This window comes from Saccharothrix coeruleofusca (genome assembly GCF_014648515.1).
GTDB lineage: Bacteria > Actinomycetota > Actinomycetes > Mycobacteriales > Pseudonocardiaceae > Actinosynnema > Actinosynnema coeruleofuscum.
This window is the reverse complement of sequence record NZ_BMRG01000003.1, coordinates 326093-338353: the sequence shown is the minus strand read 5'-3', so window position 1 is coordinate 338353 and position 12261 is coordinate 326093. Positions and strand designations below refer to the sequence as shown.

The following is a 12261-nucleotide window of genomic DNA, read 5'->3' as shown; positions in this document are numbered from 1 at the left end:
CTCCACGGCCTTGGCCGCCTCGCGGTCGACCGCGAAGTTGTGCGAGCCGCCCAGGTAGTAGTCGTACATCCGGGCCGCGCTGGGGCGGTCCAGGTCGACCGACGCCGGCACCCAACTCGCCTGTTCCACGGGCCGATCGTTCCGGTCCGGCCGCACGGGCACAACCCCTGTCGCTCGCTCAGGGCGAACAGCGCGCGGAAACAAAGCCCCGCTCAACCTGGTTGAGCCTGACAGACTCAACTTTGGAGGAAGCTGATGGGCGAGACGTTGGCGCTGCCGCTGCTGCCGCTGGACGACGTGGTCGTGCTGCCCGGCATGGTCGTGCCGATCCGGCTGACCGGGTCGGACGCCCGCGCCGAGGCGCGCGCCGCCGTCGAGGCCGCGAGCGCGGCGGCCTCCGACGACGCGAAGGCCAGGGTGCTGCTGGTGCCGCGGCTGGACGGCAAGTACGCCAAGGTGGGCACGCTGGCCGTGATCGAGCAGGTCGGCAGGCTCTCCGGCGGTGAGCGCGCCGCGGTCGTGCGCGGCGAGAGCCGGGTGCGCATCGGCACCGGCACCACCGGGCCCGGCGCGGCGCTGTGGGTGGAGGCGACGGTCGCCGACGAGAGCGCGCCGGACGAGCGCACCCGCGAGCTGGCGCGCGAGTACCGCGGCCTGGTCACCACGATCCTCCAGCAGCGCGGCGCGTGGCAGGTGGTCGACTCGGTGCAGCAGGTCGACGAGCCCTCCGCGCTGGCCGACCTGGCCGGGTACGCCTCGTACCTGACCGACGAGCAGAAGGTGTGGCTGCTGGAGACCAGCGACGTGGCCCAGCGGCTGGAGAAGCTGCTGGAGTGGGGCCGCGAGCACCTGACCGAGCTGGACGTGGCGGAGACCATCCGCAAGGACGTCAAGGAGGGCGTGGAGCGCCAGCAGCGGGAGTTCCTGCTGCGCCAGCAGCTCGCCGCCATCCGCAAGGAGCTGGCCGAGCTGGACGGCAGGCCCGCCACCGAGGAGCAGGACTACCGGGCCCGCGTCGAGGGCGCGGACCTGCCCGAGCACGTCCGCGCGGCCGCGCTGGCCGAGGTGGACAAGCTGGAGCGCACCGCCGAGCAGTCCCCCGAGGTCGGCTGGATCCGCACGTGGCTGGACACGGTGCTGGAGATGCCGTGGAACAAGCGCACGGAGGACTCCTACGACATCGCGGGCGCGCGGGCGGTGCTGGACGCCGACCACGCGGGCCTGGACGACGTGAAGGAGCGCATCACCGAGTACCTGGCGGTGCGGCGCAGGCGCGCGGACCGCGGCATGGGCGTGGTCGGCGGGCGGCGCAGCGGCGCGGTGCTGGCGCTGGTCGGCCCGCCCGGCGTGGGCAAGACCTCGCTGGGCGAGTCGGTGGCGCGGGCGATGGGCCGCGAGTTCGTCCGGGTCGCGCTGGGCGGCGTGCGGGACGAGGCCGAGATCCGCGGCCACCGGCGCACCTACGTCGGCGCGCTGCCCGGCCGGATCGTGCGGGCCATCTCCGAGGCGGGCTCGATGAACCCGGTGGTGCTGCTGGACGAGATCGACAAGGTGGGCGCGGACTACCGGGGCGACCCGACCGCGGCGCTGCTGGAGGTGCTGGACCCGGCGCAGAACCACACCTTCCGGGACCACTACCTGGAGGTCGAGCTCGACCTGTCCGACGTGGTTTTCCTGGCCACCGCCAACGTGCTGGAGGCCATCCCGGCGCCGCTGCTGGACCGCATGGAGCTGGTGCGGCTGGACGGCTACACCGAGGACGAGAAGGTCACCATCGCGCGCGACCACCTGCTGCCCCGGCAGGTCGAGCGGGCGGGCCTGACGCCCGAGGACGTCTCGGTCACCGAGGGCGCGCTGCGCAAGCTGGCGGGCGAGTACACCCGCGAGGCGGGCGTGCGGCAGCTGGAGCGGTCGCTGGCGCGGGTGCTGCGCAAGATCACCGCCAAGGTCGCGCTGGAGCAGGCGCGGCTGCCGGTCTCGGTCGACGTGGCCGACCTGCGGGGCTACCTGGGCTCGCCCAAGTTCACCCCGGAGTCGGCCGAGCGGACCGCGGTGCCCGGCGTGGCCACGGGCCTGGCGGTCACCGGCGCGGGCGGCGACGTGCTGTTCGTCGAGGCGTCGCTGGCCGAGCGCGGCACCGGCGCGTCCGGGGTCACGCTGACCGGGCAGCTCGGCGAGGTGATGAAGGAGTCCGCCCAGATCGCCCTGTCCTACCTGCGCTCGCACGACAGCGGGGCGGCGGAGCTGGCCGAGCGGGGCGTGCACATCCACGTGCCCGCGGGCGCGGTGCCCAAGGACGGCCCGTCGGCGGGCGTGACCATGACGACCGCGCTGGCGTCGCTGCTGTCCGGCCGCCCGGTGCGCTCGGACGTGGCGATGACCGGCGAGGTGTCGCTGACCGGGCGGGTGCTGCCGATCGGCGGGGTGAAGCAGAAGCTGCTCGCCGCGCACCGCGCGGGCATCACCACGGTGCTGCTGCCGCGGCGCAACGAGCCGGACCTGGACGAGGTGCCGGAGTCGGTGCGCGAGGCGCTGACCGTGCACCTGGTGGGTGACGTGCGCGAGGTGCTGGAGCTGGCGCTGGAGCCCGCCGCCGCGGCCACCGCCGCGGCCTGATCGGACCGGGGCGGGGGCTCCGCGCGGAGCCCCCGCCCCGCCGTCTCTCAGTTGTGGCCCACGTCGATCACGACGCGGGTCGGGTTGTCCAGCACCAGCACCCGGTGCCACGAGTCGTCGCGCATCCCCAGCCCCACGGTCAGGTGCCCCTCGAAGTCACCGGTGATCGCCACGGCCTGGACGTTGGCCAGCGAGGGCGTGGTGAACTGGTGCGGGCCGTGGTAGCTGGGGTTGCCGCTGTCGTCGTGCGCCGCGGCGGGGGTGGACGTGACTTGCAGGAAGTGGTTGCCGTCGATGACCACCGGCAGGCCGGACCCGTCGTAGAAGAGCTGGTCCACCGAGCGGATGAAGAACTCCGGGCGGCGTCCGTCGAGGTCGAGCACGACCCGGTCGAAGGAGGCCTGCCTGCCGACGCGGATGTCGGTGAGCAGCGGCACCTGGGGCGTCGCGCCGCCTGCCGAGGCGGCCGGGAGCAGGACTGCCGCCGCGACGCAGGCGAGCGCGAGCGACACAGCGCGTTTCACTCGGTTGTTCACGGTATCCCCCGAGGCCACCCCGGCGAGGACGGGTTCCCCGCTCCCCCTGGCCTCTGCCACTGCAAGGACGCGCCACCGGCGCGCGGGTTGCCCCGCCGGTGAGCCGCGCCGGTGAGCTGCGCCGGTCGGGGCCCGGCGATAGGGTCGGCCGGGTCAGCCAAGATCACTCGTGGAGGACTTGATGAGCCTCGAACGCCCGGTGGCCCCGGACCCCTACTCGCTGCTCCCGGCGGTGCCCTCGTTCCGGGTGAGCTCCACCGACGTCCAGGACGGCGAGCCCCTGCCGCAGGCGCAGGTGTTCGAGGGCGGCAACACCTCGCCGCAGCTGAGCTGGACCGGGTTCCCCGAGGGGACCAAGAGCTTCGTGGTGACCTGCTTCGACCCGGACGCGCCGACCCCCTCTGGCTTCTGGCACTGGGTCGCGGTGAACATCCCGGCCTCGGTGACCTCGCTGGAGACCGGCGCGGGCGCGAGCGACGACACGCTGCCCGGCGACGCCTTCCACGTGCGCAGCGACTACGGCACGGCGGCTTTCGGCGGCGCCGCGCCGCCCAAGGGCGACCAGGTGCACCGGTACTACTTCGTGGTGCACGCCGTGGACGTGGAGAAGCTGGACGTGACGCCGGACTCCTCGCCCGCGGTGGTCAGCTTCAACCTGGCCTTCCACACGCTGGCGCGCGCGATCATCGTCCCCACCTACGCCCACTGAGCCGGGAACAAGTGCCTCGCGCCGCGAGTTGGAGCACGGTGTGAGGCACTTCGACCTGGTCATCATCGGCACCGGTTCCGGCAACTCGATCGCCAACAAGCGGTTCGCGAGCTGGGACATCGCGATCGTCGAGAAAGGCGCGGTCGGTGGGACCTGCCTGAACGTCGGGTGCATCCCCACGAAGATGTTCGTGCACACCGCGGACGTCGCGGGCACGCCCGCCGCCGCCGCGCGGCTGGGCGTCGACGCCCACTTGGACGGCGTGCGCTGGACCGACGTCCGCGACCGCATCTTCGGCCGCATCGACCCGATCGCCGAGAACGGGCGCCGCTGGCGCGCCGAGCGCAACGCCAACGTCACCTTCTACCAGGGCACCGCGAGGTTCGTCGGCCCCAAGACGCTGGACACCGGCACCGGCGAGGTGATCACCGCCGACCGGTTCGTGCTCGCCGCGGGCGGCAGGCCGGTCGTGCCCGACGTGGTCGACCTGGAGTCGGTCGGCTACCACACCAGCGACACGGTGATGCGGCTGGACGCGCTGCCGCCCCGGATGACCATCCTCGGCAGCGGTTTCGTGGCCGCCGAGTTCGCGCACGTGTTCTCCTCCTTCGGCGTCCAGGTGACCGTGATCGCGCGGTCGGACCTGCTGCTGCGCCACGAGGACCACGCCATCGCCTCCCGCTTCACCCAGCTCGCGTCGGGCAAGTGGGACGTGCGGCTGAGTCGCAAGGCGGTGCGCGCCGAGCGGGTCGGCGGGGTGGTGCGGCTGCACCTGGAGGGGCCGGACGGCGCCGAGGTCGTGGAGTCGGAGGAGCTGCTGGTGGCCGTGGGCCGCAAGCCGAACTCGGACCTGCTGGACCTGCCCGCGACCGGCGTCGAGACGCACCCCGACGGGCGCGTGGTGGTCGACGAGTTCCAGCGCACCTCGGTCGAGGGCATCTACGCGCTGGGCGACATCAGCACCGACTACCAGCTCAAGCACGTGGCCAACCACGAGGCGCGCGTGGTGCAGCACAACCTGCTCAACCCGGACGCGCCGATCGCCGCGGACCACCGGTTCGTGCCGTCGGCGGTGTTCTCCTCGCCGCAGATCGCCTCGGTGGGCCTGACCGAGCAGGAGGCCACCGCGCGCGGGGTCCGCTTCGTGACCGCCGAGCAGGCGTACGCGTCCATCGCCTACGGGTGGGCGATGGAGGACAACACCGGCTTCGCCAAGGTGCTGGCCGACCCGGCCACCGGGCAGATCCTCGGGGCGCACATCATCGGCCCGCAGGCCCCCACGGTGATCCAGCCGGTCATCCAGGCCATGAGCTTCGGCCTGGACGCGCGCTCGATGGCCCGCGGCCAGTACTGGATCCACCCGGCCATGCCGGAGGTCCTGGAGAACGCCCTGCTGAACCTCCCCCTGGACTGACCCCTGGACTGCCCCCCGAGACACCACGAGGCCCCCGGAACGGCTCCGGGGGCCTCGTCGCGTCTGCAAGTACTACCAGGCCCCCGTCTCCGGGCCGCTAACTACTACCCGTGCCCGGCGGGGCGGGTAGTAGTTAGCGGCCCATGGGAACGGGTCGGGTAGTACTTGCAGGCGTCAGAGGGTGCGGGGGCGGCCCGCCAGCGCGCCCAGGGTGGTCAGCAGCACCAGGACGGCGGTCAGCACCAGCATCGACACCGTCCACGTGCCGGTGGCGCCGCGCAGCACGCCGAACGCGAACGGGCCGGTGGCCGAGATCAGGTAGCCGACGCTCTGCGCCATCCCGGACAGCGACGCGGTGTCCGCGCTGGAGGCCGTGCGCAGCGAGATGATCACCAGGGCCAGCGGGAACATGCCGCCCATGCCGACGCCGATCAGCACCGCCCACAGGCCGGGGGCCGCCAGCGGGGCCAGCGCCAGCCCGAGCACGCCCGCCACGGAGAACGCGCCCAGCACCACCACCAGGGCGGACTGGCCCGCCCGCCGGGTGGCCAGCGGCGGCACCATCAGGCTGACCGGGACGCCCAGCACCATGGTGATCGCCAGCAGCAGGCCCGCCGTCGAGCGGTCCACCCCCGCGTCGCCCATGATCTCCGGCAACCAGCCCATGACCGTGTAGGCCAGCAGCGACTGCAGGCCGAAGAAGACGGTGACGACCCACGCCAGCGGCGTGCGGAACAGCGAGCGCCGGGGCGCCTGCGGCCGGGGCGCGGCGGAGGTGGCGGCGACGCCGTGACGCGCGCCCGCCGTCCAGACCAGCAGTGCCGCCAGCGACAGCAGCGCCCACGCGCCCACCGCGCCGCGCCACGAGCCCAGGAACGACTCCAGCGACGGGGTCAGCGCCGCGCCCGCCGCCGCGCCCGCGGCGAGCGCCGCGGTGTAGACGCCGGTGACCGGGCCGACCTTGTTCGGGAAGGAGTCCTTCACGACCACGGGGATCAGCACGTTCGACACCGCGATGCCCGCGCACGCGATGAACGTGCCGCCCAGCACCACCCACGGGCCGTCCAGCACGCGCAGCACGAGGCCGGCGGTCAGCACCGCCAGCGAGGCGCCCACCGCCCTGGCCGTGCCCAGCTTGCGGCCGAGCAGGGGCGCGGCGAACGCGGCGAGGCCGAAGCACACCGTCGGAATGGCGGTCAGCAGGCTGGCCCACGTCGTGGACACGCCCAGCGAGGCGCGCACGTCGCCCAGCACGGAGGCCATGCTGGTGACCGCGGGCCTGAGGTTGGCGGCGGCCAGCGCAACGCCGATGGCCAACAGGGTGGTGCCCACCAGGGCCACTTGGCGGTTGCGCGCGGGCGGTTGTCCAGCGGGTGCCGCCGGATCCGCCCGGACCGTCGCACCGGGACCGCGATCAGTGGCAGTCTGGACGGTCACAGGTGTCCGGTCTGGCTGGGTGTGCTGGATCGTCACAGGACTACTGTCGCAGACATAGGATGTTCGGATGAAAGGATGGCGTTGTGCCGTTGGCCACTACTCGACGGGCAGGGCTCGTCGACCAGGTGATCGACCAGATGAGAGGCGCGATCGCCAGCGGTGAATGGCCGGTCGGCCAGCGCATCCCGCCGGAACCGGAGCTGGTCACCGCCCTGGGGGTCGGCCGCAACACCGTGCGGGAGGCGGTGCGCGCCCTCTCGCACGCGGGCCTGCTGGAGGTGCGCCAGGGCGACGGCACGTTCGTGCGCGCGACCAGCGAGCTGTCGGGCGCGGTGCGCAGGCTGTGCGGGAGCGAACTGCGGGACGTGCTCCAGGTGCGCCGCACGCTGGAGGTCGAGGGTGCCAGGCTGGCCGCGACCAACCGCACCGACGAGGAGCTGCTCAAGCTGGAGGCGCTGCTGGCGGAACGGGACGCCGCGCTGGCGGCCAAGGACTGGGAGCGGCTGGTGGAGCGGGACGCGGCCTTCCACGCCCTGCTCGTGCAGTGCTCGCACAACGCGCTGCTGGCCGAGCTGTACCAGGGCCTGACCGAGGCGGTGCGGGCCAGCATCACCGCGACCGTGCGCACCGAGCACGACGACGACCAGGTCTCGCACACCGGGCTGCTCGAAGCGGTCCGCGACCGCGACCCGGCGCGCGCCGCGATCGAGGCGAGCGGTTTCCTGGAGGAGCTGCTGGAGCGGCACCGCGACTGACCCCGCCGGGTGTTCGCGGTCCGGCGGACCTCAGGCGGTCTCGCGCTCGTCCCAGCAGGAGCGCAGCGCCGCGACGGTGGCCGACACCGCGGGCCTGCGCGCCGCCTGCGTGCGCCAGACGGCGAACACCCGGCGGGTGGGCGTGGGCAGGAACGGCACCGCCCGCACGCCGGGCGGCAGCGCGCCGCGCCCCAGCCGGGGCAGCAGCGCCACGCCCACGCCGCGGGCCAGCAGCGCCAGCTGCGTCTGGTACTCCAGCACGCGGTAGGCCAGGTCCGGCTCGTGGCCCGCGCCGCGGAAGGTGTTGACCAGCCAGTCGTGGCAGATGGTGCCCTCCGGCTGGCAGATCCAGCGCTCCCCGGCCAGGTCCTCGGGCACCAGCGAGGCCCGGTCCGCCAGCGGGTGCGCCACCGGCAGCAGCACGTCGGCGACGTCCTCCCCCAGCCGCGTCCGCGACACCTGCTCGGGCACCGCCAGCGGCGCGTTGACCCAGTCGTGCGTGACGGCCACGTCCAGCTCGCCCCTGGCCACCGCGCCCAGCCCGTCCGGCGGGTCGAGCTCCACCAGCCGGAGGTCCAGCGCCGGGTGGTCGGCGGCCAGCCGCACCAGCACGGCGGGCAGCAGGCCCCTGGCGGCGGTGGCGAAGGCGCCGACGCGCAGCTCGCCGACCGCCTCGCCGCGCTGCTCCTCCAGCGCCACCTCGGCCCGCTCCACCAGCGCCAGCACCTGGCCCGCGGTGCTCGCCAGCAGGTGCGCCGCGTCGGTGAGCACGACCCCGCGCCCGCGCCGCTCCAGCAGCGTCGCGCCGGTCTCCCGCTCCAGCTTGGCGATCTGCTGGGAGATCGCGGACGGCGTGTAGCCCAGCGCGGTGGCGGCGGCGCCGACCGACCCGTGCGTGGCGACCGCGTGCAGGGCGCGCAGCCTGGCGAGATCGAGCATTCAGCCATGCTAAACGAAACCCTTCAGCACATTTCGCTAGTGCTAAACGATCGTGCCGCCAACACTCGACCGCGTGAAACCACGTCACGTCGCGCTGGCCGTGCTCGTCGCGACCATCTGGGGGGTCAACTTCGTCGTCATCAAGGTCGGGCTGCGGGACTTCCCGCCGCTGCTGTTCTCCGCGCTGCGGTTCCTGGCCGCCGCGGTGCCCGCGATCTTCTTCGTCGGCCCGCCGAGGGTGGCCTGGCGGTGGGTGCTGGCGGTCGCGCTGTTCCTCGGCGTGGCCAAGTTCGGCCTGCTGTTCATCGGCATGGACGCCGGGATGCCCGCCGGCCTGTCGTCGCTGGTGCTGCAGAGCCAGGTGTTCTTCACCATCCTGTTCGCCGCGGTGGTGCTGCGCGAACGACCGCGCCCGGCGCAGCTGGCGGGCATGGCCGTCGCGGCGGCGGGCGTCGTGCTGATCGCGGTCGACTACGGCGTGGGCAGCCCGATCTCGGCCCTGCTGCTGGTGATCGCCGCCGCGGCGGCGTGGGGCGTGTCCAACGTGGTCACCCGCTACGCCCAGCCGCCGGACGCGCTGAGCTTCATCGTGTGGGTCAGCGCGGTGGCCGCGCTGCCGCTGTTCGCGCTGTCGCTGCTGGTCGAGGGCCCGGCGGCGGACCTGGCCGCGCTGCGCGGGATGGACGTGGGCAACGTCGCCGCCATCGGGTTCATCGCCTGGGTCTCCACGCTGCTGGGCTTCGGGCTGTGGGGCTTCCTGCTGCGCGAGCACGACGCGGGCGCGGTCGTGCCGTTCGCGCTGCTGGTTCCGGTGGCCGGGATGCTGTCGGGCTGGCTGCTGCTGGACGAGCCGCTGACCCCGGTCCGCCTGGCCGGGGCGGCGCTGATCGTCGCGGGCATGGCCGCGGCTACGGTGATCCGAGCCCGCCAGCCCGCTCCGGTTGACCAACCGGTGCCCGTGAGCTGAGCTGGGAGGCGTGGAGCACCGGGTCCTGTCCGCGCGGACGATCGTCGCGTGGGGAGTCGGCCTGGTGCTCCTGGCCGTGGCGTCGGTGGTGCTGCTGTGGCTGTTCGCGGGCTCCGGCAATCCGCAGGACGGCGTGCGGCTGGACGCCGTGCGCACCGCGTCCAGCATCGTGCTGGGCACCGGCGGGGCGGCGGCGCTGCTGCTGGCCGCGCGCAAGCAGCGGTCCACCGAGCTCGACCTGGTGCAGAAGGACCACGACGCCACCGAGCGCCGCGTCACCGAGCTCTACGGCAAGGCCGCCGACCAGCTCGGCAGCGACAAGGCCCCGGTGCGGCTGGCCGGGCTCTACGCGCTGGAGCGGCTGGCGCAGGGCAACCCCGCGCACCGGCAGACCATCGTCAACCTGGTGTGCGCCTACCTGCGGATGCCGTTCACCCCGCCACCGGAGGTCCGGGCGCGGCTGACCCCCCGCGACGCGGGCAAGCTGCAGGAGCTGGAGGTCCGCCAGACCGCCGCCGGGCTGCTGGCCGCCCACCTGCGCCCGGACCGGCCGGAGGCGTTCTGGGACGGCATCGCGCTGGACCTGTCCAACGCCACGCTGGTCAAGCTGACCCTGACGCACGCGCGGGTGCGCTCCGCGTCGTTCGCGGGCACCTCGTTCGTCGGGCCCGCCACGTTCCGCGGCACCGAGTTCACCGGCGGCGCGGACTTCCGGGACGCCCGCTTCCACGGGCTGGCCGACTTCCGCCGGGTGCGGTTGCCGGAAGCGGCGTTCCGGGGCGCGCGGTTCGAGGGCGAGACGGACTTCGGCGTGCACACCGCCGCGGCGCTCGCGGGCGCGCGCACCCGCACCGACGCGGGCGTGCGTCGCAAGTGGCCGGACGGCTGGACCGAGCGGCCCGAGGAGCCCGGCTGGGCGTCGTTGCACCGTTCGTGACACGCCTCTAGCCCGTTCGGGGGTTGGTATCCCCTCCCCCTGTCCCGGTACTTTCACAGCATGACGACAGGAGCGCTTGACGAGCGGAGGTGGCAGGTGACGTACATACGCATCTCCCTCCGCTGCCACGCGTTCTCGTAAGCGCCCAGCGCTCGCGCTCATAAGCGCCCAGCGCTCGCGCAGCGGACTTCCGAGTGCTCCTGTCCCAGGCAGCCGTGCGATCCGCGCGGCCACCGGTCCGAACGAGGTGACCCGCTCCGACTTGGCGGTCGGCGCGGCCCGCGCGCAGGACCCGGCGGCCCGGTGCGGTCACGGCTCGGCCAACCGGTGAACCCGCGCGACTTGGCGGTCGCGCGCACCGCACCACCGGTCGAGGTCACACGAGGGTCGGGGCTCCCGCGGGTGGGACCACTCGGAGGTCACTCGGCGCACCGCGCTCCAGCAACCCCCACACCGCGTCGGTGTCCAGGTGCTCGGCGACCAGGTCGCCCAGCAGGTCCAGCTGCGCCGTCCGGCGGGCGGCGAAGTCCACGTCCGGCGCGGGCTCGAAGCCGTCGCGCCCCGCGTGCGCCGCCGCCCAGCGCAGGAACGCGCGCCGGAAGGCGTCGTTCTCCAGCAGGCCGTGCCAGTGGGTGCCCGCCACCCGGCCGCGCAGCGCGCCCTCCGGCGCGCCGTCGGGCAGGGTGACCAGCCCGGCCAGGTCGTCGGCGCGGCGGACCACGCGGCCGTGGTGGATCTCGTACCCGGTGACCGGCTCGCCCAGCGCGCTGCCGCGCGGCCGGTCCAGGGTCTTGTCCGGCTCGAACCGCACGTCCACGTCGAGCAGGCCCAGGCCCGCCACCTCACCCGCGCCGGACTCCACCGCGTCGTGCACGCGCGCGCCGAGCATCTGGAACCCGCCGCAGATGCCCAGCACCGGGCCGGGGTGCGCGCGCACCGCGTCGGCCAGGCCGGTGCGGCGCAGCCACGCCAGATCCCGCACCGTGGCCTTGGAACCGGGCAGCACCACCAGGTCCGCGTCGGCCAGCCGGGAGGGCTCGGTGACGAACCGCACCGACACGCCGGGCTCGCACGCCAGCGCCTCGACGTCGGTGGCGTTGGAGATCCTCGGCAGCCGCACCACCGCCACCCGCAGCCACTGCCCGCCCACCGGCGGGGCGGGCCTGCCGATCACGCCGTCGGCGGTGTAGGACAGCGAGTCCTCCGCGTCCAGCCACAGCTCCTCCCGCCACGGCAGCACCCCGTGCACCGGCCTGCCGGTCAGCTCGCGCAACTGGCGCAGCCCCGGCTCCAGCAGCGCCGGGTCGCCGCGGAACTTGTTCACCACGAACCCGGCGACCAGCGCCTGGTCGGCCGGGTCGAGCAGGGCCAGGGTGCCGAACAGGTGCGCGAGCACCCCGCCCCGGTCGATGTCGCCGACGACCAGCACCGGCAGGCCCGCCGCGCGGGCCAGACCCATGTTGGCGATGTCGTCGGCCCGCAGGTTGATCTCGGCGGGCGAACCCGCGCCCTCGCAGATCACCGCCTCGTAGTCCGCGCGCAGCCCCTCCAGCGTGGCCAGCACGGTCCGCAGCAGCTCGGCCTTGCGGGCGCGGTAGGACAGCGCGGACACCTCCCCCACCGCGCGGCCCAGCACCACCACCTGGGAGCTGCGGTCCCCGCCCGGCTTGAGCAGCACCGGGTTGAACCGCACGCTCGGCGCCAGCCCGCACGCCGCGGCCTGCACCGCCTGCGCCCGGCCGATCTCGCCGCCGTCACCGGTGACCACGGAGTTGTTGGACATGTTCTGCGCCTTGAACGGCGCCACCCGCACGCCCTGGCGGGCCAACCAGCGGCACAGGCCCGCGGCCAGCACGCTCTTGCCCGCGTCGGAGGTCGTCCCGGCGACCAGCAGCGCACCGCTCACCTTCGGTGAAGTCCCCTCGTTGTCGGTTCCGGCTGACATCATCCA

11 protein-coding genes are annotated in these 12261 nt (G+C 74.0%); 6 read left to right on the top strand and 5 right to left on the bottom strand.

Annotated elements, in window-relative coordinates; genetic code table 11:
* Positions 1 to 129: SAM-dependent methyltransferase (locus tag IEZ00_RS38075; RefSeq protein ID WP_373293111.1), on the bottom strand; the 129-nt coding region annotated here is incomplete at its 3' end.
* A gap of 126 nt (positions 130 to 255) precedes the next feature.
* Between IEZ00_RS38075 and lon the strand changes: the two genes are divergently transcribed.
* Positions 256 to 2616 carry an endopeptidase La gene (gene lon / locus IEZ00_RS10095; RefSeq protein WP_189222920.1) on the top strand — a complete coding sequence of 787 codons (2361 nt, stop codon included), beginning with the start codon at positions 256 to 258 and terminating at the stop codon, positions 2614 to 2616.
* A gap of 47 nt (positions 2617 to 2663) precedes the next feature.
* On the opposite strand, the gene IEZ00_RS10090 is transcribed toward lon, so the two are convergent.
* On the bottom strand, positions 2664 to 3140 hold the full coding sequence (locus IEZ00_RS10090; RefSeq protein WP_229795364.1) for an AMIN-like domain-containing (lipo)protein: 477 nt from the start codon (positions 3138 to 3140) through the stop codon (positions 2664 to 2666).
* Positions 3141 to 3333: 193 nt separating this feature from the next.
* Between IEZ00_RS10090 and IEZ00_RS10085 the strand changes: the two genes are divergently transcribed.
* Both IEZ00_RS10085 and IEZ00_RS10080 read left to right on the top strand, forming a co-directional pair.
* Entirely contained in the window at positions 3334 to 3861 is a 528-nt protein-coding gene (locus tag IEZ00_RS10085) for a YbhB/YbcL family Raf kinase inhibitor-like protein (RefSeq protein ID WP_189222918.1), read from the top strand.
* Positions 3862 to 3901: 40 nt separating this feature from the next.
* Entirely contained in the window at positions 3902 to 5275 is a 1374-nt protein-coding gene (locus IEZ00_RS10080) for a mycothione reductase (protein ID WP_189222917.1), read from the top strand.
* Positions 5276 to 5449: 174 nt separating this feature from the next.
* Here the strand turns inward: IEZ00_RS10080 and IEZ00_RS10075 are convergent, their stop codons facing one another.
* Complete coding sequence (locus IEZ00_RS10075; protein WP_229795362.1) at positions 5450 to 6607, bottom strand: MFS transporter; 1158 nt, start codon at positions 6605 to 6607, stop codon at positions 5450 to 5452.
* Positions 6608 to 6795: 188 nt separating this feature from the next.
* Between IEZ00_RS10075 and IEZ00_RS10070 the strand changes: the two genes are divergently transcribed.
* The gene (locus tag IEZ00_RS10070; protein WP_189222915.1) at positions 6796 to 7467 is read left to right on the top strand and encodes a FadR/GntR family transcriptional regulator; all 672 of its coding nucleotides are present in this window, start codon (positions 6796 to 6798) and stop codon (positions 7465 to 7467) included.
* A gap of 30 nt (positions 7468 to 7497) precedes the next feature.
* Here IEZ00_RS10070 and IEZ00_RS10065 read toward each other — a convergent pair whose 3' ends face one another.
* Complete coding sequence (locus IEZ00_RS10065) at positions 7498 to 8406, bottom strand: LysR family transcriptional regulator (RefSeq protein ID WP_189222914.1); 909 nt, start codon at positions 8404 to 8406, stop codon at positions 7498 to 7500.
* Between the two features lie 73 nt (positions 8407 to 8479).
* On the opposite strand from IEZ00_RS10065, the gene IEZ00_RS10060 reads away from it, so the two are divergent.
* Positions 8480 to 9373, top strand: coding sequence for an EamA family transporter (locus tag IEZ00_RS10060; RefSeq protein ID WP_189222913.1), 894 nt, complete (start codon positions 8480 to 8482; stop codon positions 9371 to 9373).
* Between the two features lie 10 nt (positions 9374 to 9383).
* Positions 9384 to 10310 (top strand): pentapeptide repeat-containing protein, encoded by a 927-nt coding sequence (locus IEZ00_RS10055; protein ID WP_189222912.1) that lies wholly within the window; start codon positions 9384 to 9386, stop codon positions 10308 to 10310.
* 376 nt (positions 10311 to 10686) lie between these two features.
* Here IEZ00_RS10055 and IEZ00_RS10050 read toward each other — a convergent pair whose 3' ends face one another.
* The gene (locus IEZ00_RS10050) at positions 10687 to 12258 is read right to left on the bottom strand and encodes a cobyric acid synthase (RefSeq protein WP_189222911.1); all 1572 of its coding nucleotides are present in this window, start codon (positions 12256 to 12258) and stop codon (positions 10687 to 10689) included.
* Between the last annotated feature and the right edge of the window lie 3 nt (positions 12259 to 12261).